Raw genomic sequence first — 24,006 nt, 5'->3', positions numbered from 1 at the left:
GTCAATTCGAAAGAACTGAGCCGCAACAACAAATACCTGCTTTCCGAATGCTTGCATTCGACTCGATATTGAAAGACTTTGTACTAGGCTATGAAATTTAATTCGAATGATTTCCGTCGTGCAGTTTGGCATTTTAAGACTGGCGGTATCTCGCAGATGCTGGAATGGTATCGCCGTCAAGCTTATGAGTCGAGGACAGGGGGACATAGCAACGGCAACAAGAGTGATATTGAAAAGAAGCTAGGGCTTCACCTTCCGGTAGTCACATACGAACCCACGAAGCCATCCGGAGCAACATTAAAAGTTGCAGTTATATTGGACGACTTTAGCGCGCGAGCCTGGGGTCCAGAATGGGATTGCACGTTCATCACTCCGTCCACGTGGCGGGAGAGCCTTGACTCCGTAGATTTTGATTTGCTCTTCGTCGAGTCCGCATGGGCAGGTAATGGTAAAGCCTGGCAGTATCATCTCACTGGTACGAGCGCTCCTAGGCCAGCTTTTGTTGACATGGTCAATGAATTCAAGGAAAAATCCATTCCTGCGGTTTTCTGGAATAAAGAAGATCCACCACACTTCGAGGACTTCTTGGATTGTGCGAGACTCTTTGATTTCGTGTTTACCTCGGATGTACGAAAGATTGAGGATTACCGGCGAGAGCTTGGACACGATCGCGTGGCATCCTTGAGCTTCGGTGCACAGCCAGCTTTTCATAACCCTGTTCGCCCTTTAGTTCAGGAACGGCGCGACGTAGCCTTTGCTGGGATGTATTTTGCCCATAAGTTCCCGGAACGTCGTGAACAAATGGACATTGTGCTCGGCGGGGCCATAGACGTATCCCACAAACTTCCTCACGGAGTGGACATCTTTTCACGTCAACATGGGGGAGACGAGAAGTATCAGTTCCCTGTTCCATATGACCGTCATGTGGTTGGCTCGTTGGACTACGACCGAATGTTGTCGGCATATAAGTACTACAACGTTTTCCTTAACGTAAATTCAGTAGTCGATTCGCCGAGCATGTGTGCGCGTCGGATTTTTGAAATTACTGCTTCCGGTAGCGCCATTGTTTCCGCTCCTAGCGCCGCCATAAGTAACTTCTTCGACTCCTCCGAGGTCTTGGAGGTCTCGACTCGTGAAGAAGCCTCCAACGCAATTCGCAGTATCGTCCAGAGCCCCGAATTGCGTGATCGGATGGTGCACATGGGACAGCGACGTATCTGGACTGAACATACCTACGCGCATCGTGCTCGACAAGTTGAAGCATTCGTCGGGCTGCCACACGGGAAACCTGCCGTTGAGTCTATGGCGACTCGTCCAAAAGTTAGCGCTGTAGTCTCAACCATAAGGCCACATCAGTTAGGTCATATTCTTAGAACTCTAGGTGCACAAAAAGACGTCGATGTTGAACTCATCCTAGTGGCTCACGGATTCAATATAGACCGTAAAGAATTTGAAATCCTTGCCGCTGATGTAGGGATTACTAGTTTCAAGATTCTCGAGTTGAGTCGTGAATTGACTCTAGGCGATTGCCTCAACGGGGCTGTCGTTGAGGCTGCCGGCGACTTCATCACGAAGATGGATGATGATGATTTGTATGGGGAATACTATCTCTTTGATCAGGTATCAGCCCTCCGCTACAGTGGGGCTTCCTTGGTTGGTAAGCAGGCACACTTCATGTATCTGGCTGACTCTGATGCGACATTACTCCGCTTCGCTGAACGTGAGCACCGATTCACGAACATGGTCATGGGTCCAACGATGTTGGGACATGCCGAATTGTTCAAGTCCACGCCATTCCAGTCACGTAGTAGGGGCGAAGACACTCAATTCCTCCGCGATGTCATTAAAGGTGGCGGAACCATTTACTCCAGTGACCGCTACAATTTCATGCAGATGCGTGGCGCTGACGGGGAAGCGCATACTTGGGATGTGAGTGATGCGGAGTTAACCGCTACTGGTAGTATTCAATGGTTTGGACGCAACGAAAAGCACATCTTCTTTTAGGAGTAATGAGTGCGAGAAATCAGAATGAAACCAGGAAGGCAGTGACGATGAAAATCATGCTGCTAACACACTCATTTTCACCCGAGATCTCCCCGCCCCAGCGTCGTTGGTCCATCATTGCTGACGAGCTCGCAAATTTAGGACACGAAGTAACAGTTGTTACTCCAAAGCCGCATGGAAGATCAGTTGGTCAAGCCCCCGATCCAAAATTTAATGCTGGAATAACGATCCGTCGATACCCCTCACTTCGACGACCACGAACTATGGCCGGGAAGATAGCGAAACATGGGATTGACGCACTCGTTAGTTTTCCGTCGGCGCTTTCGGGTCCCAGACCTGACGTAGTTATCGCTACCGTTCCAGCATTGCCAACTCTGGTTATTGGTTATCTTGTAAGCCGTGTGCGCCGTAGCCCGTTTGTTGTGGACCTCCGAGATGCCTGGCCTGATCTTCTAAGAGAATCCAAGGTTCTCCGTTGGGCCTGGGTCGAACCTGTAGTTTCAAGAATGCTTGCAGTGCTCGTCAACCGTAGTGATCTTCTAGTTACAGTCACGAAAGGCCTAGCAACTAGGATGCGCCTTAACGGTGCAAGAAACGTCGCCACTGTCTCGAATGGTGTAGAACTTGACCGACCTGAAATGACCCTTCCTGTGGTGTCCCGTGGGGACAAATTGCGAGTTCTATATCTAGGTAACTTAGGCCGGAGCCAGGGGCTGGACACCCTGATTAGAACCATGCAGACTGTGGAAAGCCAAGTTGAACTACGTATCGTCGGACACGGCACTGAAAAAAGTAACCTGATGGAACTTGCAGATCAGCTTGGAGTCCGAGTTGATTTTCGAGACTCCGTATACGGCCAAAAAGTTTTAGAAAGCTATGCTTGGGCTGATACCTGTGTAGTTTCCTTGCGTCCAGATTGGCCAAGTTTTGATCACACTGTGCCCTCCAAGCTCTATGAGTTGCTCTATCTAGACCGTCACGTCACAGGTATGGTCAGGGGGGAAGCGGCAGATATTCTCATTGCCTCGCAATCAGGAGAAGTTGTCGTGCAATCCGTAAACGCCTTGGTTGCTCATCTGGTCGAACTGTTGGATCATCCGGAAAAGCTACGAACTGGAACCAAAGGTTCACAGTGGGTCCGCAAGAACGCGTCTCTTCGAGATTCTGGCAAGGTCTATGCATCTTTGCTTACGAATATTGTCAACACTCGACGCAAATAGTAGGAATTGAATCTTGAATACCCAGTTAGCACGTAATCTGGTCAGCACCGCTCGGCTCATTGTGTCGAATGTAAGTGATGACCCGAGCTACTTTGCACTTCAGTCCGCGAGGAAGTTCAGGAACAACGTGGTAGTGAAGAGTATTGATAGGATATTAGGCCAGAGAACCGCTCCACTTGTTGCTCGTTCGTTTTCCGCGATGCTTCGTGACGATAAAGCAGATCTGCATATGAGTTGTCAGAGGTGGCTTTCAGATTCTGATAATGGACGCGGGGCCGTGTTCTTGGCTAACTTGTGTACTGCCTCGGGTGACTGGGCAATGGCGGAGGAGCTTCTCAAAAGGGCAACACCATCTGCTGCCAGTGTGCGCGCGCGAGCTCGGTTGGCTTGGGCCCTCGGGAATATGCGAGACGCGATACGGATTCTCAGTGAAACAAGTCCAGGTCGACAGGCCAAGCACTATGCGTCCGAAGCATTGGTCTTCAGGGGACAGGAACCAAAGCTCGCACCGTTGAACATTCCTGGGTTCCTGGAGAATTTAACCCAAAAGGTCGTTTTTCTGGCAACTAATTCTCTTCCACATACGGGCAGTGGTTATGCTCAACGAACCCAATCTGTTTTGTCCGCTCTGGGGGATCAGGGCTGGGTTGCCAAGGCTGCGACGAGAGTGAACTATCCACTGAACATTGGGCAAATTAATGCCAGTATGTCTGACACAGTTGGTTCCGTCGAATATGAACGGCTTATTCCAAGTCCTGCAAAGCATGATTTGGCTGGCCGGATTCAGCAACAGTCAGAGGAACTGCTCAAAAAGGTACTCCGGGAACGGCCCTCAGTGCTTCATACAACAACAGACTTTTCCAACGCATTAGCGGTTAAAGCTGTTTCTGACGCAACTGGAATTCCTTGGATTTACGAGGTTCGCGGACAGTTAGCCGACACGTGGCTGTCGACGAGACCAGCGTCTGCTTCAACTTCAGAGAGATATCGGCTATTCATGGAGCGCGAAGCTTCCGCAGCTCGGGCGGCGAATCATGTATTTACCCTTGGACAAGCTATGAAAGATAATCTTGTGGATGCTGGCGTTGACGCCAGTAAGATTTCGATCGTCCCAAACGCAGTGGGAGAAACGTTCCTTGAGGCTCCGGCCGGCCGTCGTCACTCCCGGTTGGAATTGGGGCTCAACCCCGATGCTTTTTATGTGGGAACGGTTAGTAGTCTTGTTCCGTACGAAGGTCTGTCTGTGATAGTTGAAGCTGTCGCTGCACTGTCTCGTGAATTCCCCAATTTGCGTTTGCTCGTCGTCGGCGACGGTACTGATCGCGAAAATCTTCTAAGACTCGCTGAAAAGCTGGGAATCGCAGATCGCTGCGAGTTCCCGGGTCGGGTACCGAGAGGCCGCGCGCATCTGTATCACGCTGCATTAAATGTATTTGTCGTCCCCCGTATTGATTCCGCGGTCACTCGTTCCGTCACCCCACTCAAGCCCGTAGAAGCTATGGCTTCTGGAGTCCCTGTACTTGCGTCCGACCTTCCGGCGCTTCGGGAGCTAATTGTTGATGGTGAGAACGGTCACCTAGTCGAACCAGGGAATGTTGGAAGCTGGGTCTCGGCTATTCGTAATCTAATCGAACAGCCGGAGTTGTGTAGCCACTTGGGCAAGTCAGGGCGGGAATTTGTTCTAGAGAATCGCACCTGGCAGCAGAACGCCCAAAAGATTGTGGAAGTTTACGAGCAAGTAATAAGTAAAGCTTCGTGATTATGAAGCTGTTGTCGTTCTCAGGCATGCGATATGCTTTACGAGGCTTATCTTGCACTTAGTGTGCTAGTGGATCAGCCTGCAGGCCCTTTCGTAGGGAACATCGCTCGTACCAGAAGGAAAGTCACTTTAGTGAACAACATTAAAGAAGTCGCCGTAATCGGTTTGGGTTACATCGGATTGCCAACTGCCGCAATTCTTGCCTCGAAGGGCATCACCGTAAAAGGCGTCGATGTAACTCCTCGAACTGTAGAGGCAGTCAACAAGGGCGAGGTGCCGTTCGTAGAGCCGGCGTTGGGCGAATTCGTTTCCGCCGCGGTGGCTGCAGGTACCTTGTCTGCAAGCTTCGATACTCCAGAAGCTGAAGCGTACATTGTTGCTGTGCCAACGCCGTTCAACGATGACTACACCGCTGACCTGTCATACATTGAAGCTGCAGCAGAGGGCATCGCTCCAAAGCTCAAGGGCGGCGAACTGGTCATCCTCGAGTCGACCTCGCCTCCAGGTGCAACCCAGCACCTCTTCGACTACCTGCTGAAGAAGCGTCCCGACCTGAACAAGGACAGCCTGCTTGTAGCACACTGCCCAGAGCGCGTACTTCCTGGCTACGTCATGGAAGAATTGGTCACCAATGACCGTATCGTCGGCGGTATCACCCCAGAAGCTGCAGAGAAGGCCAAGGCACTTTACGAGACTTTCTGCCAGGCAGCTATTCTCACCACCGATGCTAAGACTGCTGAAATGGCAAAGCTGGTCGAGAACTCGTACCGCGACGTGAACATCGCCTTCGCTAACGAACTGTCGGTCATCTCCGACAAGCTGGGCATCGACGTTTGGGAACTGATTTCCCTGGCCAACCGCCACCCACGCGTAAATATTCTTCAGCCCGGTCCAGGCGTTGGCGGTCACTGCATCGCAGTTGATCCATGGTTCATTGTCTCGGCTGCTCCTGAAGAGTCAAAGCTGATCCGGATGGCTCGTAACACCAACGATGCGAAGCCGAACTGGGTTATCGACAAGGTTGTAGAAGCTACCAAACTCCCATCCTTCAACGGCAAGGTAGCGGTCATGGGTTTGGCTTTCAAGGCGAACATTGACGACATGCGTGAATCGCCATCGATTGCGATCGCTCGCAAGTTGGCTGAAGCCAACCCAACCGTCGAGTTCCTTGCAGTGGAGCCGCACGTAGAAGAATTGCCTAAGAATCTTGCGGGCATCGCCAACCTGAAGCTGGTTGCAACCGATGAAGCCCTAGAATCGGCAAGTGTAATTACTTTGCTGGTCGACCACGACCAGTTCAAGTCCGTACCAGCAACCGCGCTGGCCGGCAAGGAAGTTATCGACACTCGCGGTCTCTGGCGCTAGTTCTCCAAGCTGACAAGGTATATATCTATGAAGAAGATCATGCCGATCTATGGCACTCGTCCTGAGGCCATCAAGGTTGCGCCGATCGTCAAGGCTTTGAAAGAAGCTGACGAGTTCGAATGCGTTGTTGTCGTAACAGGACAGCACCGAGAAATGCTGGATCAGGTTAACGAGCTCTTTGGCATCACGCCGGACTACGACCTGGATGTCATTCAGCCGCGCCAGACCCTGAATGGTCTGCTTACTAAGACCATTGCTGGCCTTGACGAGATTTTCGAAAAGGAAAAGCCTGACGCTGTAGTGGTCCAGGGCGACACCACCACTTCGACGGCTGGCGCAATCGCGGCTTTCTACCGTGGTATCCCAGTGGTTCACGCTGAGGCTGGACTTCGGAGCTATGACATCTTCTCTCCATTCCCGGAGGAAGCCAACCGCAAGCTGACCAGCCAGATCGCCAGCCTGCATTTGGCTCCAACGTCGTTGAGCAAGCGTAACCTTGAGCGTGAAACGTTCAAGGGAAGTGACATCGTTATCACCGGTAACTCTGTCATTGACGCACTGCTGACTGTTGTCGAAAAGAAGGTTCCTTTCTCGGATCCCAAATTGGAAGAACTGGTTTCTTCTGACAAGCGCATCGTTCTGGTGACGACGCACCGTCGTGAGAACCAAGGCGAACCAATGCGCGGCATCGGCCGTGCATTGGCAAAGCTCTCCAAGGCGGAACCAGATGTTGAATTCATCTTGCCGTTGCACCGCAACCCTGCGGTTCGCGAAGCGTTGCTTCCGGAAATCGATGGACTGCCTAACGTGACTTTGACCGAGCCGCTGGCTTACGGCGAATTCACTCGCATCATTGATGCTTCGACCGTCGTCTTGACTGATTCCGGTGGCGTCCAGGAAGAGGCTCCAAGCCTCGGCAAGCCTGTTCTGGTCATGCGCCTGAACACCGAGCGTCCTGAAGCCGTTACCGCGGGTACCGTACGCCTGATCGGCACCGATGAGAAGCGCATCTTCGAATCGGTCACTGAGCTGTTGCATGATGAAGCGGCTTACAACGAGATGGCTAACGCTGTAAACCCTTACGGTGATGGCAGGGCTTCCGTACGTACCGTCGCTGCAATTGCAGAATTGCTTGGCGTAGGTTCGCGTATCGAGGAATTCGATTCCAGTCTGTCAGATCCAGAAGACATGATGCGGGCAACCAGCATCTAGTTCCGTTCAAAAGACCAGTTCAACACCAGTTGAACTGGTCTTTTCTGGTTTACACCGGAAAGAGTCATGCGATGCAGGCCCTCTCAATATGGTTTGCCTAGTTTTATCAGTACGATCGAATCATGATGAATCAAACTGCAATATTTATTGATGCCGGATTTCTGCTCTCACTAGGCGGTCATCGTGCCGCCGGAACAACCTTAAGATCAGCCTTCACAACACATTACGAGGCGCTGGTACGCGGGATCGTGCAAACCGTAAAGAAGAACACGGGTCTTAATAACCTCCGCGTTTATTGGTATGACGCCTCGAAAGACGGGCTATTTACTGAGCAGCATAAGCGGATTGGCTTGATACCCGGCGTTAAAGTGCGCCTAGGTCGTATCTCCTATAACGGCGAGCAAAAAGGTGTGGACCTGAGACTGGCGCTGGACCTTGTAGGGGTTGCCCGTAATGGCTCGGCATCAATTGCTTACTTGGTCTCCGGCGATGACGACCTCGCCGAGGCCGTCGAAGAAGCGCAAGACTTGGGCATGAAAGTAGTGTTACTAGGCGTAGCGAAATCCGATAGCCGTCTTGGAGTAGCCTCGGTGGCTGAACACCTGGCTTTGACCGCTGACTACATTGAAATCGTTCCGAATCAACTACTGGATAGCGCATTCACCAAGGTTCTTGAATGGGACAAGAATCATTCTGAAAAGACGTCTCTAATTGCTAGTGCGTCTTTGGAGGCAGAAGCAAAGCCAGCAGCGAAGCCATCGGTTCCTACTCCTGCCGTCATGGCTCAGAAGCCAGTTATCAGGCCAGCCGTTGAACCGGAAGCTGAACCTGTGGTGATCTACTCCAGTGGTGGTGAAGCTTCTGGCTATCAGGGTTCCGCGGCTTATGAGCAACAAGAGTTGAAGGTTGCAGAAGAGATCGGCGCAAAGGTTGCTGAATCCTGGCTTGCCTTCACGACACAGTCTGACGTAGTAGAACTAATTGCTGACAAGCCGCAGCTGCCACCCGAAATTGACAGGACTTTGCTCAAGGATTGCGCTCAAGTGCTTGGGGAATGGAAAACTGATCAGCAGATCATCCGCCGCACACTTCGTGGCGCCTTCTGGGAGTATTTGGGCAAGATCATGTGACGAGTCAGTACAATCTGGAAATCCGCTTTCTGACGCTAGCTAAGGTAAATTTATATCGTGACTTCTCAGCAGAAACCTTTTTACATCACCACGGCTATTTCTTACCCGAACGGTACCCCGCACATTGGGCATGCCTACGAGGTAGTGGCTACCGACGTTATGGCTCGATTCAAGCGCCTAGATGGTTTTGACGTCTTCTTCCTGACCGGCACCGATGAGCATGGCCAGAAGATGATGCAGACCGCAGAGAATCTTGGGGTCACGCCGGCTCAGCTGGCCCAGCGTAACTCGGATGCATTCCAGGCCATGAATGATGAGCTGGGCACTAGCTACGACCGCTTCATCCGTACCACTGATGCAGACCATCATGCGGCTGCGCAGGAACTCTGGCGCCGCATGGAAGCCAATGATGACATTTACTTGGATAAGTACGCAGGATGGTACTCAGTACGCGATGAGGCCTTCTACACAGAAGACCAGACGGAAGTGCGCGAGGACGGCATTCGCTATGCCGTTGAAACCGACACCGAAGTTACTTGGACTGAAGAAGAATCCTACTTCTTCCGCTTGTCCAAGTACCAGGACAAGTTGCTGGAGTACTACCAGAACAACCCTGAATTCGGCGCGCCACGTTCCCGCTTCAATGAAGTAGTACGGTTTGTCGAGGGCGGTCTGATGGACCTTTCGATCTCTCGAACAACCTTTGATTGGGGCATCCCGGTACCGGGCAACGAGAAGCATGTCATGTACGTGTGGGTAGATGCCCTGACCAATTACCTGACGGGCGTTGGATTCCCGGACGTTGAGTCTGCTTCTTTCCAGAAATACTGGCCGGCAGATGTCCACGTGATCGGCAAAGACATCTCTCGATTCCACGCGATCTACTGGCCAGCATTCCTGATGTCTGCAAAACTGCCATTACCTAAGCGAGTCATGATCCATGGATTCCTGCATAATAATGGCGTGAAGATGTCCAAATCCCTGGGCAACACTGTTTCCCCAGATGATTTTGTGAACCGTTATGGCTTGGACCAGGTACGCTACTTCTTCTTGCGTGAAGTTCCGTTCGGTGCCGACGGCAGCTACAACCACGAGACCATCGTTGCCCGTATTAACGGTGACCTGGCCAATAACTTCGGCAACCTTGCACAGCGTTCACTTTCGATGGTCGCAAAGAACTGTGGGGGAGTAGTCCCGACCCCGGGCGAATTGCTGGAAGCTGATCAGCAGATTCTGGAAGCAGCCGGCAAGCTGCTGGAAATCAACCGCGATGCTTTCTCGCGTCAGGAATTCAGCAAGGCACTTGAAGCCGTTTGGCACGTTCTGGGCGACACCAACGCCTACTTCGCTGAGCAGGAGCCATGGAAGCTGAAGAAGTCCGATCCCGAGCGTATGGCTACAGTCTTGTACGTGACCATTGAGATTGTCCGCAAGGTTGCGTTGCTGCTTCAGCCAGTATTGCCGCAGGCCATGACTTCTATGCTCAATGCGTTGGCAGTTGGCGAAGGTTCGGCGCGAACTTTCGAGTCCTTTGATAGCGCTTTGGTCCCAGGCACTGAGCTCCCAGCTCCTTCTCCTGTGTTCCCACGCTACGAGGAAGAGAAGTAAAAATTTTCCTGAGAGGAAGTTGAGGTGTTCTGCTTGATTCGGAATCAGAGCAGAACACCTCAATTTTTTTCATTCAGTCAGGGTGTGACGACTCCGGTCTGGTAGGCGATGACTACAGCCTGGACCCGGTCACGAGCTTCCAGTTTGGCCAGAATATGGCCCACATGGGTTTTGACTGTGGCTTCTGACAGGAATAGTTTTTCTGCGATTTCCGGGTTGGAAAAGCCTTCTGCAATCAAGCCAAACACTTCCCGCTCGCGAGGTGTCAGCGATTCAACAGCGGCAATTAGGTGGTCTTTGTGCTGTGACGAGCTCTTCTTGAGCATTGGCGCCATGTGGTCCAGCAACCGTCGAGTGGTCGATGGTGCTATGACGGCATCACCGCGATTGACGGTGCGTACTGACTCCAAGAGTTCTTCTGGGGGTGCATCTTTCAAAAGAAAGCCGCTGGCGCCGGCTTGAATGGCGCTTAGCGCATATTCATCCATGTCGAAAGTCGTCAGCACGATAATCTTGGGACCATCTGCTGCTTTCTTATCTGGATCCAGTAGGCGTTCAGTAGCTTCGATGCCGTCCATTTCCGGCATTCGCACGTCCATCAAGATGACATCCGCCTGAGCCATCAGTGGTGCAGCTAGTGCTTCACGGCCATTGCCAGCTTCAACAATGACTTCCATATCCTCTTGGGAATTAATGAGCATTCTGAAGCCACTGCGAACCAAGAGCTGATCATCGACCAGGCCGACCTTGATGGCATCTGTTTTAGGCATTTGAATATTAGTCCTCGGTGTAAGGGATGGAAACATTAACGACGAAACCGCCCCCGGTCCGGGGGAGTGCAGTGCAGGTACCTTCATATAAGGCTACGCGTTCTTTCATTCCCTGCAGACCTTGTCCTACGCCTTCCAAGACGATGGAACCGGCGCCTCGCCCATCGTCGCTGACGCTCAAATTCAAGCCTCGGGAAGTCCACTCAATATGGACTTGGGTCTGCGTGTCAGGACCAGCGTGCTTAATGACATTCGTGAGCGATTCTTGAACGCATCGATAGATTGTGAGCTCCGCGCCTGCCGGTAGTTCTTTCCGCGGGGTACCAGAAGTTTCGAGATGGACATTCAGTCCGGACACGGCAACGCTTTCTACGAGTTCAGGTACGTTTGCCAATGACGGAAGAGGGCGATTCTCCAATTCCTCGTCTTTGCGTAGAACTCCCAGGAGCCTGCGCATTTCTTTCAGCGATGCGCGGCCCGTATCTGAAACTGTTTTCAGGGTCTCGATGGCAATCTCCGGGTCTTTCGCCGCCGCGTATCGTGCCCCGTTAGCCTGGGTGATGATGACAGAGAGCGAATGGGCCACGATGTCATGCATCTCGCGAGCGATGTGGTTTCTCTCGTCGGAAGCTGCCAGGGCGCGCTCGGTGAGGCGTTCTTTCTCGAGGCGTTCGGCATGATCCCTCAGGGACTTCATGGCCAGACGCCTCGTTCGCGCTAAGTCACCGAAGGTCCAGGAAAGGGTGACAACCAATGCAAGACCCACGAAAGAAATCATCATGTCGAAGGTGAAGACGGGGGATGGATCAGGCGAGTACCTTGAGGCGCCGAACATGCTGAACGTCGCCAACAACGCGCCAATCAGACCCAGCCCCAGCGTGCTGAATGACTGCCAGCGTTTCCCGTAGACAGCCATGGTGTAAACCATGATTGGAACGGATACTTGCGAGAACATCATTAGCCCGTCAAAGCCCAGTTGCAATACATGCCCGGTGGCGACAACGAGGGTCGCTGCCCATGGGCAGCGACGCCGCACCATCAGCGGAGCTGACTGGAGAAGAGAGAGACTCAGCACGGCGAGAACGGCGGCAACTGACATCGAAGAAGCGAGGCTGAGAGCGGCCGGTATGCAGAACAGCGTGTACAGCAGGCCGGTGATGAAATCTACCCGTCCGGGATTCTCGCGGATCCAACCGTCAATTCGACGGTGGGGATTGGCAAAGATCAAGAGTTCCTGCAATTCAACGTTTTAGTAGCTGTTGATCCGTATAGCGAAGCAAAGGACCTGTTTATCCAAGGTTATCGGCAATGAAGACGGCGATGCCTCATGCCCAGGGAGGAAATATGTTCGCGGAAACTCATCAGATCTCATTATTTGAGATGAACTCTCAAATGGCGGACGCTAGTCGATAGAATCTGTGCCATGGGAAATGTAATTGATATTGCGGTCATTCCGGGTGACGGTATTGGCCCAGAAGTTGTTGCCGAAGCGGTTAAGGTTCTGAAGTTCGTCACTAATGGTGGCAAGAACGAGATCAAGCTGACCGACTACAAGCTTGGTGCAGAGCATTGGCTGGCGACTGGCGAAACACTTCCAGATGCGACGCTGGAAGCTCTTAAGAAGCACGATGCCATTCTCTTCGGCGCGGTTGGCGCTGCCCCTGGAGATACGCGCATTCCGTCAGGAATTATCGAGCGCGAAATGCTTCTGAAGCTCCGCTTCTCGCTGGATCATTTCGTGAATCTGCGTCCGGCTAAGCTCTATCCTGGAATTGAGAGCCCCCTGGCTAACCCCGGTGAAATTGACTTCGTGGTGGTTCGCGAAGGCACCGAAGGCCCTTATGTAGGCAACGGCGGTTCTGTGCGCACGGGCACCGCGCATGAAATCGCTACCGAAGTATCGGTGAATACCGCCTACGGTGTGGAACGTGTTGTCCGCGACGCCTTCCGCCGTGCATCAGAACGTGAACGCAAGCGTGTCACGCTGGTGCACAAGCACAACGTGCTGGTGCACGCGGGGCATTTGTGGAAGCGCACTGTCGAAATGGTGGCGCAGGAATTCCCAGAGGTTACCCACGATTACCTGCACGTGGATGCGGCTACCATCTTCCTGACCACGGATCCATCGCGTTTCGATGTGATTGTCACTGACAACCTCTTTGGCGACATCCTCACCGACCAGGCCGGCGCCATTACCGGTGGTATTGGCTTGGCCGCCAGTGGCAACATCAATATGGACCGTACCTACCCATCGATGTTCGAGCCGGTTCATGGTTCCGCTCCGGATATTGCCGGCCAGCAGAAGGCAGACCCAACCGCGGCGATTCTGTCCGTGGCACTGATGCTTGATCACCTCGGGTTGGCTGAAGAAGCTCGCACAGTTGAGCAAGCTGTTGAAAAAGAGATCACTTCACGTCAAGAATTGACCGATAATCGCACCACAAGTGAAATTGGCGATGCAATTGTGGCGTTACTGGCATAAGCTGAAAGTGACGTTTCTGGTTAGCTGATAGCCAGTAGCAAATTCCACGAACTGATGTTCCGCTGAGGCGTGGAGCATCCGTTCTTTGTTTATTGAACTAGGAAGTCCAGGGTAGATGGAATTCACCGAAAATCTCTCAACGAATCGCAAGAGCGAACAGGACCGAGCCGGTGTCTTGGCTAATCCTGGGTTCGGAGACTTCTTCACTGACCACACCGCAGTCATCGACTGGTCAGCAGACGATAGCGGCCGTAACGGTGAATGGCATGATGCCCGAATTGAGCCATACGGCCCTATCGCCATGGACCCGGCCGCCTCGGTCCTGCATTATGGCCAGGAAATCTTCGAAGGCCTCAAGGCCTACCGCCATGCCGATGGTTCGGTATGGACTTTCCGCCCGCAGGCCAACGCTGCCCGCATGAACAAGTCCGCTCAGCGCCTAGCACTCCCGCAGCTGGATGAGGACGTTTTCGTCGACTCGCTGCGCAAGCTGGTAGCAACGGATATCGATTGGGTTCCTACCGGTGACGGCGAAGCCCTGTACCTGCGTCCATTCATGATTGCTACCGAAGCATTCCTTGGTGTGCGTGCAGCGCGTGAGGTTTCCTACCGCGTCATCGCATCTCCAGCAGGCAATTACTTCGGCGGCGAACTCAAGCCAGTGGCTATTTGGGTATCAAAGAACTACGCACGAGCAGGCCGAGGCGGTACAGGTTCGGCTAAGTGCGGTGGCAACTACGCGGCCTCGCTCGTAGCCCAGCTGGAAGCTGAAGAAAACGGCTGCAAGCAGGTTCTGTTCCTTGACTCCTTCAATGACAATGCCGTTGAAGAGCTCGGGGGCATGAATGTCTTCTTCGTGACGAAGGACAACAAGCTGGTGACCCCAGCGTTGACCGGAACCATCCTTGAAGGCGTGACCCGTTCGTCGGTCATCCAGCTCGCGAAGGATCGCGGCATGGAGGTCGAAGAACGCAAGATCACCCTGGATGAGTGGCGTGAAGGCATCGCCTCAGGCGATATTGCCGAGGTCTTTGCTTGCGGTACAGCAGCGGTGATCACCCCTATCGGCCTGCTGAAGAACGGCGAAGAGCTCATCGGCGATGAGAACGCTGCAGCCGGCGAAGTGACCATGTCCATTCGCGAAGAACTGCTGGGAATCCAGCGGGGCACCGTGGAAGACCGTCATGGTTGGCTGGAGCGTCTGGCGTAAGAAGTCTTTCTGCGCTGAGGCATCCTCGTGACGTGGTGTTTCGGGGATGCCTTGCTGTCTTTAGCAATCAAATTTAATTATCTGTAGGGATTTAATTAGATACCGGATTGTTGAATGTAATCACCATATACAGTGAGATGGAGAATGATTGTCAGCTGAAAACAGAAAATCTTCTAAAAAGCTGTCTCGACGATCAATACTAGGATTGTCGTTAGCAGGAGTTGGGGCAGTCGGGCTATCGATTTTAAGTCCGAAGCCCACCGATCTTGCTGATCGCCACCAAGCTGATCTACATGGATCTCCTTCACATCCGCCCTATCCAGATGAGAATTTTTTAGCTGACCCGAACTATCTGACTGCGCTTTCGGCTGGAGCATCAATCAAAGGGCATGGGAAAACATTCAAGCGCGCGTACTCGATTCTTAATGTGAATGATGTTATTGAGTTAAGGAACTTCCGGGGATCAGCGATACCTTGGATCGCAGCATCAATTGTTGGTAAGAATAATGAACTACAAATAGTCGATATGATTGCTCGAGAAACGGTCTATGTTCTCAATTTGCCTGAGGGAGCTGGCAACGGTATTGATTCCATGGTCTGGAACGAACGAAAACAACGTCTGTACTTAAGCGTAGATTCGGGTGTGCTTGTGTGGGATCCGAAAAGTCCGCACACCATCTCACCAATGGCAAAGGTGGCGGGCGGTGCAGCCCTTTACTCGCTCACGGTAGACGAAATTGGTCAGATCTGGGGTGGTTGCTATCCGCTCGGAAGTGTTTTTCGTATTGATCCCGATACGCTGGAAACCAAAATATTCCCTAGGCTGGCGGATGATTCTGACTACGTTAGAAGCTTGGCGATCGATAAAACTGGTCGTGTCTGGGCCGGAACGGGATCCCAAAATCCGCGGGTCTTTACTTTTGAACCTTCCGCTCCTGCTCAGGTTAGGGAAATCCCGCTTCCGAAGCAGATAGAACACGGATTCGTGGGTCGTCTGGACATCGTTGACCAGCAAATTGCGGCTAGTGTCAGCTATATCGAGTCGCCATTATTTTTAGACACCGTCTCGAACCAGTGGAGTTCCCCTGTTCAACGGATCTGGAGTGGCCGAATTGCGACTCCGTCCGTAAAGGGTTATTACTATTCAGTTTCTGATGGATATGTTTACGCCACTTCAATAAAAAGTCACAGAGACAAGATCCTGGGCAGGGTCTATGGCAAAGAAATCCTGCAAATCATTTCTACGGTGGGGCGAGTACTTGTCGTAAGTGGAACACTTTATGGTCTTCTGATTGAGTCAATTGAACTTTCAACCAATAAAGATTCCCACAGTTTCAGTGTGGCGCTCTCCAAGAGTGCATTAGGTATCCATTCGTTGATGGGACATAGCGACGGAAAAGTATACTTAGGTGGTTTCATGGGTGCCGGACTGATCTCTGTGAACCCGGAAGGTGGGGAAACTTGGAATTCTCGCCAAGACGAGTCATCGATCAATCAAATTGAAGGCATGATCGAATTTGACGCGGAAACTAGTTATATCGGTTCATATGGATACGCAGATATTATTAGTGTCAAATCTTCGAGTAGTTCGCAAGACCATAACTTTTCCAGAATTGCTCGACTCAGCCAAAAGTATTCTCAGTCTCGCCCCTTTGGATGGGCTGCCAACGATGAAAACGTGTTCTTTGGCACCGTTCCGGAGTATGGAGTCGCGGGTGGCGTGCTGGGAATGATCGATCCTCAAGCCGATGAACTCGAGTGGGTCATGCATGGCAACGGTGACGGCTTCATTCGCCATCATTCGATAATCGGCCTAATTGCTGACAGTGATTATTTGTACGGCACTACTTCTATTAGCAACGGTCTTGGTGCGACTGAAGGTGCTGGTGCCGGCAAAGTCTTCAAGATGCATATCGCCACGAAGAAAGTACTATGGGAGGTATCTCCGATCGTTTCAGCGGGTGCGTTATACGCCCCAGCTCTTGTGAACGGAATGGTTGCAGTAGCGGACCTTCAAGGAATAGTGTTCCTAGACGCCACAAATGGATCGGTAAGGAAGCGCCACGTCGTGAATGACGTCAGGAATGCATCCTTCAAAGCAGGATGGCGTAGTGCAGATTTAATAGCGACTCTCGATGGCAGTAAAATGATACATACGGCTGCTGGCTATATTTCTATTTTGGATTTCAGCGAGGGGAAGACGCATCGGGTCGTCAGTCAAATTCCCGGTGCCAAGTACGGGCCGCGCCTAACTCGCGCGGCAAATGGGAATATATATGGCACTTTTAATGACACTGATTTAGTTGAGCTATCGATTTCGCCAGACGGCGTCCTCGACTAAGTTCCCAATCTAATGACTAATCGGATTGTCAACTCAGGCTAAAGTCGAATGGTTGATATATCACAGTCCGCAAAGGCATAGTTTAGGCTTGTATTCATGCGCATTGCACGATTTGTAGTAGATAGCGACCCGCTGTACGGCGTCGTCGACGGTAACGATATTCATGTTTTGGCTGGAGATCCATTTTTCCAGGGGATTAAGACCACTGGTGCTACGCACTCCTTGGATGATGTTCGGTTGGTAGCCCCGATCATCCCTCGCTCAAAGGTCGTGGGCTTTGGCCGCACGTACCGCGAGCACGCCAAGGAACTTGGAAATGAAGTTCCTGCTGAGCCACTGATGTTCTTGAAGCCGAATACTTCCGTAGTCGGCCATGGAGACCCCGTCACCCTGCCGGCGTTTTCAAACGAAGTTTCCTTCGAAGGTGAACTTGCCGTGGTGATCGGCCGTATTTGCAAGGACGTTCCAGCCGACAAGGCGCAGGACGTGATCTTCGGCTACACCGTAGCAAATGACCTGACCGCCCGCGATGCTCAGCGCACCGATCCGCAGTGGGCTCGTGCCAAGGGCTTTGACGGTTCCTGCCCGCTGGGCCCGTGGATTGAGACCGAAATTGCCGACCCGGATGATCTGGGAATTATCAGTCGCGTCAATGGCGAGGTTCGCCAAGATGGAACTACCAACGACATGATCTGGCCAGTCAACGAATTGGTTGCTCGTGCTTCCGAAGCTTTCACCTTGCTGCCAGGCGATGTCATCATGACCGGCACCCCGGCAGGCGTCGGCCTAGTAAATGCAGGCGACGTTGTAGAAGTGGAAGTCGAAGGTATCGGTTCATTGCGAACCGTCTTCCGTCGCTAGGAACCATCACTGATGTTGTGAGGCTTTCGATCGCTAATGTGATCGGGAGCCTCGCGCTTTAACTGCAAGTTTCTTTGCAGAAGGCATAGAATGAAAACATCATGACTGATCTTTCGTTGATTCCCGTTGTTACCGAAGATACCCCGGTACGCGTTCGTTTTTGCCCATCCCCAACTGGTACCCCTCACGTAGGTTTGATCCGTACTGCCCTGTTCAACTGGGCCTACGCGCGTCACACCGGCGGCAAAATGGTCTTCCGCATCGAAGACACCGATGCCAAGCGTGACTCCGAGGAAAGCTACAACCAGCTTTTGGATGCTCTGGCTTGGTTGGGTATCGATTGGGACGAGGGCGTCAACGCGGGCGGTCCGCATGAGCCATACCGCCAGTCGCAGCGTGGTGACATCTACGAGGACGTCATTGCCAAGCTTCGTACTGCAGGCCATCTGTACGAGTCCTACTCGACACCAGAAGAAGTTGAAGCACGCCACAAGGCAGCCGGTCGTGACCCGAAGCTGGGCTACGACAACTTCGACCGCGAACTGACCGATGAGCAGAAATCCGCGTTCAAGGCCGAGGGTCGTGAACCGGTATTGCGTGTTCGCATGCCGGATCACGACATTACCTTCAATGACCTGGTACGTGGCGAGATCACCTTCAAGGCTGGATCCGTTCCCGACTATGTGGTGGTGCGCGCCAACGGCAAGCCGCTATACACCTTGGTCAACCCAATCGATGATGCGCTGATGGGCATTACCCACGTACTTCGTGGTGAAGATCTGTTGTCCTCGACTCCACGCCAGGTCGTCTTGTATGCGTTGCTGCACGATATCGGCGTTGCCCAGTACATGCCGCGCTTTGGCCACCTGCCATACGTTATGGGACAGGGCAACAAGAAGCTCTCCAAGCGTGATCCAGAATCCAGCGTATTCCTGCACCGCGACAATGGTTTCATCCCGGAAGGCCTGCTGAACTACCTCGCGCTGCTTGGCTGGTCGCTAAGTGCTGATGAAGATATCTTCTCGCGTGAACAGCTGGTAGAAGCTTTTGATGTAGCAGATGTGCTGTCCAATCCTGCCCGCTTCGATGTGAAGAAGGCAGAAGCAATCAACGGAACCCACGTGCGCATGCTCGAAGCACAGGATTTCCGTGATCGTTTGGTTCCTTACCTGAAGGCCGCTGGCCTGGTGGGCGAAGAGTTGACTGAACGTGAAAACGACATCCTAGACCAGGCTGCGCCGCTGGTGCAGGAACGTATTGCCCTGTTGGGTGAAGCGACCGACATGCTTGAATTCCTCTTCAAGTCTGATGACGAAATTGTCATTGATGAGAAAGCGCTCAAGGGAATGCCAGCAAACCTGGTTGAGGTTGTCGATGCTACTGTCCAGGGCCTCGAAACCCTTACCGAATGGAATGCCGAAACCATTCAGGCAGCACTGCGCACGAAGCTAGTGGACGAACTGGAACTGAAGCCTCGTCAGGCATTCGGACCAGCCCGCGTTGCTATCTCCGGAAAGCGCGTATCTCCACCGCTCTTCGAGTCCATGGAAATTCTTGGACGCGAGTCGAGCCTCAAGCGTTTGCGCGCATTTGGTGAGTCCCGCTAGCTATTCGCCGAAAGCCCGCTGAAAAGCACTTTGAGCGCCTCGGATGGTTCCAGTCCTGTGACTGGTCCTGTCCGAGGCGTTCGCTTTGATTTTGATGACGCTCTCGTAGATTTGCAAACGTCCGCAATCCGCGTTTATCGTCCATGTCCGAGCCGGAGCTGGCGCATCTGTATCCTGAGCGACTGGCCGGGATTGAGGCAGCTTTTGCGGATGATGGTGATTAAGCTCGGGAGAGGTACATGGCAGGCGGGCTCGCGTTGATGGAACAGCGAGCAGTGCGGATGCCGCGTGCGTACAGTTCGGCAGGATTAACCACGTCCAGCGGCTAAGCCTAAACCCCATTTTTGCCCCGTTCCTTGGCCGGTACGCTGAACTGGAGCGTCTGCCGGCGCAGGCGCTTTGAATAGGGGATGACCCTGTTGGCGGCTATCAATGTGCCGTTGACGCGGGACTCCAGTATTTTCTCGCGGACAGTGCCTCACTTCACAAGAATTTCTCTGGTTGGCTAGTGGAGGCTTTTGGATCTCTGACAGCTGTTCTTTGCTGATTTTCCGCGGATTCTGCGTGGGGTACCGGCAGCGAGGCTCGATTTGTGTACTGAACATTAGGCCGGTATAGTTTTATCTCGTGCTACGGCAGTGGCCGGAATGATGCTCAGCTGAAATCCGGAAAGGCCAAGTCACAGTGGGATATGGTGTAATTGGCAACACAACGGTTTCTGGTTCCGTCATTCTAGGTTCGAGTCCTGGTATCCCAGCGCTTCACCAAAGAGATTTGGTGAGCTGAAGATTAATCTTCAGCATACGGCCCCATCGTATAGCGGCCTAGTACTCCGCCCTCTCACGGCGGCAACACGGGTTCGAATCCCGTTGGGGTCACCACAGTAAAACCGCGGAGAATTCCGCGGTTTTTGCGTTTCCCGGACAAAATCTGTATCAGGCTTGCGGGTTTCCCTGTTGGCATGAGGCAAGATAGTTCTCATGGAGTCGAATTCAGATCTGGCTAAGAGCTCAGGGCAGGAAACTGCCTCGCAAACCGAAATTGGCAGTGATTCCGCGGCGCGTTTGAGCGAGCTCCAGAAGCTGCTCGAAGAGCTTTCCTTTGTAAATGGCCAGCCACGAGAAGCCTCTGCGTTCGAAGAACTGCGCAACAAGGCATTGCATCAAATCTCGGACTACCTGATTCCACGAGTTTCGAATCTCGGCGCACCGCTACTGGTGGTCGTCGGTGGCTCCACGGGCTCGGGCAAATCGACTCTTGTCAATTCCCTTCTGGGGGAACCGGTCAGTCTTTCCGGCGCTGTGCGTCCGACCACGCGAACTCCGGTCTTGGCTTTCAACCCTGTTGACCAATCCTTCTTTGAATCTGAACGGATTCTTCCCGAACTTAAACGCGTAGCCGGCCGTGGCTTCAATGCCGATGCCGGAGCAGCCAGTAACCACGCGCTGTTGATGACGCCTCGTGAGCAGGTACCACGAGGTTTGGCCATCCTCGATGCCCCGGATATCGACTCGGTTTCCGACGAGAACAGGGAATTGGCGGGCCAGCTTCTGAACGCAGCAGATCTGTGGATTTTTGTCACCACAGCCAATAGATACGCTGACGCTCTTCCCTGGGATATGCTCACAGAAGCTGGCGCACGGAAAATTACTGTCTGCGTCGTCTTGAACAGGGTGCCACCTGGAGCCGAAGACGATATTGTTCCGGATTTGAAACGCCTGTTAAGCGAGAAGGACCTGGATCCGTCGTTGCTGCATGTCCTGAACGAGACGCACCTGGATGACCAGAAATTGATTCCAAGTGAGCACGTGGAACCCTTGCTCGCGTGGCTGAACTCACTGGCAGCAGATTCCGCTAAACGGCAGCAGATTGCGGCCCAAACACTTGATGGCGCGTTGCGGCGCACCACCGCAGATGTCAGTGAGTTAATCGCTGAACTGCGAGAGCAGGAAAAACAGCTCGGTGAATTGCGAGCCCTTACCAATGAGCGCTTTGAGCAATCGCTGGCCAGAATTAACGATTCGCTCAATGACGGCTCATTGCTGCGTGGCGAAATCCTGGCCCGGTGGCAGGACTTCGTAGGAGCGGGCGAGCTGCTGCGCGGAATCGAAGGCGCCATTGGACGGATGAGGGATCGAGTTGGCGCATTTCTGACTGGTAAACCGCCAGCGACCCATCGTGTTGAACAAGCCATCGAATCAGGCCTGCACATGGTCTTCATTGCCGAGGCAACCAAGGCCTGCCATGACGTTGACAGATCGTGGAAGAACACGCCATTTGGCCAAGCGCTACGCTCTAATCTGCAATCGCCGCGCCCGCCACAGGATCTCAATGAGCAAGCTTCGGAAAGCATCCGGCTCTGGCAAAAAGATGTCTTGGACATGATTCGCCAGGAGGGCGCCGGGAAGCGCAAGACGGCCCGCATGGCGGCATTTGGAGTCAACGGGGTGGCAGTCATCCTGATGGTCGTGGTCTTTGCGTCAACAGCGGGCCTCACCGGTCTGGAAATCGGTATTGCCGGCGGCTCCGCATTGGTAGGGCAGAAGCTGCTGGAAGCAATTTTTGGCGAGGATGCGGTACGTCGCATGGCCACCAAAGCCCGCAAGATGCTTGACGCCCGGGCACGGGATCTACTGGATAGGACCTCGTCGATCTACCTGGACGAGCTAGCTGCAAAATCGCAGCCGGAGCTTGCCGATCGATTGGGCAAGATTACCTCAGCCTTGAGCAGCAAAGGGGCTCACTAATGTCCGAGCGCAAGATTCTCAGAGCAGTCAGCGGTCTCAACTCGCAAATCAACAGCATCGTGGAAGCGATGCAGCTTGCAGAACCATATCTGGAACCAGAAACCATCGATCTAGCCGCGGACGTTATCACGCGTGCTGAATCCCGGCGCCAGCTTTCATCCGAACATGTGGTTGTAGGACTTTTCGGTGCCACGGGCAGCGGAAAATCAACGATGTTCAACGCTTTGGTAGGAGAGCAACTGGCCGCCACGGGTGTCATTCGCCCGACTACTACTGATACTGTCGCTGCAATCTGGGAGCCAGAGGGATCAAGCGAGTTACTGGACTGGCTGGAAGTGACTACTCGCCACGTCATGGGCGATCAGGGCAGCCGGGCGCAACCTGGAAAGAAAAAGAAGTTCGACTCCGGTCTCTTGCTGTTGGACCTACCCGACATGGATTCCACGGCAGTGGATCACCACAAGATTGCTGCTCGTTTGGTGGGCCAGGTGGATTATCTGGTATGGGTGCTCGATCCGCAGAAATACGCCGACGCGTCAATCCACCATGGATATCTCAATTCCCTGCGCAGCCAGCAGGGGAACCTGCTGATCGTCCTGAACCAGATTGACAAGATTGCAGAACAAGAACGCAAGCAAGTCGTCGATTCCTTGCGCGGCATCTTGGCAACCTCCGGCTTGGAGAACCTTCCCATCGTTTGCGCCTCTGCTGCCACGGGCGAAGGGATCGCAGATGTGCATGCCAAGATTGCGGCCGCGGCGAAAAACAAGGCACTTTCCACGCGTCGGCTCCGCGCAGATGTTGATCAAGTCATCCACCGATTGAGTGAGGAACTCCAGGTGGAAAAGGTGCGCCTGCCTAGCCAGCTGCACCAAGCAGAGCTGGAGCGTGTGATCGCAAAAGCGCACGGCGCCCAGTACATTGCTGACGCAGTGGAGACCTCCTACCTGCTTAGGGGTGCTTCGCGAACAGGGTGGCCGTTGACCACGTGGCTGGTCAAGCTGCGCAACGATCCGCTGAAGCGGATGAATCTTGGGCGCCGGCATGAAGACCCGGAATTATCCTTGACTTCGCGTCCAGAGCTTTCTGTAGCGGAGACTGCGGCTATCGAACATGGCATCGACCAGTATGTTTCCGAGGCATCCAATGATCTTCCGGAAAGCTGGAAAGAACCACTGCGTGAAAAGGTGCACGCGAATACGGAGGTCCTAGATGACGGCATCGATGCGGCTATAGCCGGCACACCGCTGGGTGTTGAACGGCCATCGTGGTGGTGGCCGGTAGCCAAAGTCATCCAATGGGTGGCACTTGTTGCGGCCCTGGGCGGAGCCTTGTGGCTCGCGGGGTATCCGGTGGCTGGATACTTCCAATTCGACCTGCCACAGGCTCCCCGGGTCGAAGGAATCGCCGTCCCGACGCTGCTGGTTTTCATAGGAATACTGCTGGGTATTGTCCTTGGCTTGGCTTGCTCGTTTGTCAACCGAATAGTCGCTAAAGTTAAGCGTAGGAAAGCGTTGAAGAACATTGAACGCTCGGTATCCCACTTGGTCAGGCAGGCCGTGATTGATCCTGTTGACCAGCATTTGGACACCTTCAATAGTTATTCAGCATTGATCACCTCAGCAGCCAAGAAAGCCGATTAGAACTCTGTGACTACAAACCAACCAAACGTCGACGCAACGGTAGGTGA

The 24,006-nt window shown here is 53.1% G+C and carries 16 protein-coding genes and 2 tRNA genes; 16 read left to right on the top strand and 2 right to left on the bottom strand.

Annotation, left to right across the window (positions count from 1 at the left end):
• Window positions 1–90 precede the first annotated feature (90 nt).
• The 7 genes from M2368_RS05370 (at window position 91) to metG (ending at window position 10,298) form a co-directional block, all read left to right on the top strand.
• Window positions 91–2,004: a glycosyltransferase family protein gene (locus tag M2368_RS05370; protein WP_498724121.1), complete on the top strand. Its 1,914-nt coding sequence runs from the start codon at window positions 91–93 to the stop codon at window positions 2,002–2,004.
• Window positions 1,968–3,224, top strand: a complete 1,257-nt coding sequence (locus M2368_RS05365; RefSeq protein ID WP_498724120.1) for a glycosyltransferase family 4 protein — start codon at window positions 1,968–1,970, stop codon at window positions 3,222–3,224. Before M2368_RS05370 ends, M2368_RS05365 begins: the two co-directional genes overlap by 37 nt.
• A gap of 13 nt (window positions 3,225–3,237) precedes the next feature.
• Window positions 3,238–4,983, top strand: coding sequence for a glycosyltransferase family 4 protein (locus tag M2368_RS05360; protein WP_498724119.1), 1,746 nt, complete (start codon window positions 3,238–3,240; stop codon window positions 4,981–4,983).
• Window positions 4,984–5,115: 132 nt separating this feature from the next.
• Window positions 5,116–6,348, top strand: a complete 1,233-nt coding sequence (wecC, locus tag M2368_RS05355) for a UDP-N-acetyl-D-mannosamine dehydrogenase (RefSeq protein WP_434690122.1) — start codon at window positions 5,116–5,118, stop codon at window positions 6,346–6,348.
• A gap of 27 nt (window positions 6,349–6,375) precedes the next feature.
• Complete coding sequence (gene wecB / locus M2368_RS05350; protein ID WP_434690125.1) at window positions 6,376–7,560, top strand: non-hydrolyzing UDP-N-acetylglucosamine 2-epimerase; 1,185 nt, start codon at window positions 6,376–6,378, stop codon at window positions 7,558–7,560.
• 122 nt (window positions 7,561–7,682) lie between these two features.
• Window positions 7,683–8,690, top strand: coding sequence for an NYN domain-containing protein (locus tag M2368_RS05345; RefSeq protein WP_498724118.1), 1,008 nt, complete (start codon window positions 7,683–7,685; stop codon window positions 8,688–8,690).
• Window positions 8,691–8,747: 57 nt separating this feature from the next.
• The gene (gene metG / locus M2368_RS05340; RefSeq protein ID WP_498724117.1) at window positions 8,748–10,298 is read left to right on the top strand and encodes a methionine--tRNA ligase; all 1,551 of its coding nucleotides are present in this window, start codon (window positions 8,748–8,750) and stop codon (window positions 10,296–10,298) included.
• A 77-nt stretch (window positions 10,299–10,375) separates the two neighbouring features.
• Here the strand turns inward: metG and M2368_RS05335 are convergent, their stop codons facing one another.
• Both M2368_RS05335 and M2368_RS05330 read right to left on the bottom strand, forming a co-directional pair.
• Window positions 10,376–11,068: a response regulator gene (locus M2368_RS05335; protein ID WP_426734661.1), complete on the bottom strand. Its 693-nt coding sequence runs from the start codon at window positions 11,066–11,068 to the stop codon at window positions 10,376–10,378.
• Between the two features lie 7 nt (window positions 11,069–11,075).
• Window positions 11,076–12,308 carry a sensor histidine kinase gene (locus tag M2368_RS05330; RefSeq protein ID WP_441719697.1) on the bottom strand — a complete coding sequence of 411 codons (1,233 nt, stop codon included), beginning with the start codon at window positions 12,306–12,308 and terminating at the stop codon, window positions 11,076–11,078.
• Window positions 12,309–12,491: 183 nt separating this feature from the next.
• Here M2368_RS05330 and M2368_RS05325 point away from each other — a divergent pair, with 183 nt between their 5' ends.
• The 9 genes from M2368_RS05325 (at window position 12,492) to M2368_RS05285 (ending at window position 23,959) form a co-directional block, all read left to right on the top strand.
• Complete coding sequence (locus M2368_RS05325) at window positions 12,492–13,550, top strand: 3-isopropylmalate dehydrogenase (protein ID WP_105659143.1); 1,059 nt, start codon at window positions 12,492–12,494, stop codon at window positions 13,548–13,550.
• A 115-nt stretch (window positions 13,551–13,665) separates the two neighbouring features.
• A complete protein-coding gene (locus tag M2368_RS05320) occupies window positions 13,666–14,760 on the top strand; it encodes a branched-chain amino acid aminotransferase (RefSeq protein WP_498724116.1) in 1,095 nt (364 codons plus the stop codon).
• Between the two features lie 148 nt (window positions 14,761–14,908).
• A complete protein-coding gene (locus tag M2368_RS05315; protein WP_498724115.1) occupies window positions 14,909–17,101 on the top strand; it encodes a hypothetical protein in 2,193 nt (730 codons plus the stop codon).
• Window positions 17,102–17,197: 96 nt separating this feature from the next.
• Complete coding sequence (locus tag M2368_RS05310) at window positions 17,198–17,962, top strand: fumarylacetoacetate hydrolase family protein (RefSeq protein ID WP_105661153.1); 765 nt, start codon at window positions 17,198–17,200, stop codon at window positions 17,960–17,962.
• A gap of 101 nt (window positions 17,963–18,063) precedes the next feature.
• Window positions 18,064–19,569: a glutamate--tRNA ligase gene (gltX, locus tag M2368_RS05305; protein WP_498724114.1), complete on the top strand. Its 1,506-nt coding sequence runs from the start codon at window positions 18,064–18,066 to the stop codon at window positions 19,567–19,569.
• A 685-nt stretch (window positions 19,570–20,254) separates the two neighbouring features.
• Window positions 20,255–20,326 (top strand) — tRNA-Gln (locus M2368_RS05300).
• A gap of 48 nt (window positions 20,327–20,374) precedes the next feature.
• Window positions 20,375–20,450: transfer RNA gene (locus M2368_RS05295), tRNA-Glu, on the top strand.
• Window positions 20,451–20,549: 99 nt separating this feature from the next.
• The gene (locus M2368_RS05290) at window positions 20,550–22,316 is read left to right on the top strand and encodes a dynamin family protein (protein WP_498724113.1); all 1,767 of its coding nucleotides are present in this window, start codon (window positions 20,550–20,552) and stop codon (window positions 22,314–22,316) included.
• The gene (locus M2368_RS05285) at window positions 22,316–23,959 is read left to right on the top strand and encodes a GTPase (RefSeq protein ID WP_498724112.1); all 1,644 of its coding nucleotides are present in this window, start codon (window positions 22,316–22,318) and stop codon (window positions 23,957–23,959) included. Before M2368_RS05290 ends, M2368_RS05285 begins: the two co-directional genes overlap by 1 nt.
• Window positions 23,960–24,006: the final 47 nt, after the last annotated feature.

Origin of the sequence: Arthrobacter sp. JUb119 (assembly GCF_024807995.1) — a bacterium.
In the GTDB taxonomy this organism is placed as follows: domain Bacteria; phylum Actinomycetota; class Actinomycetes; order Actinomycetales; family Micrococcaceae; genus Glutamicibacter.
Note: the sequence above shows the minus strand (reverse complement) of the source record. Positions and strands in the feature narration are given on the sequence as shown.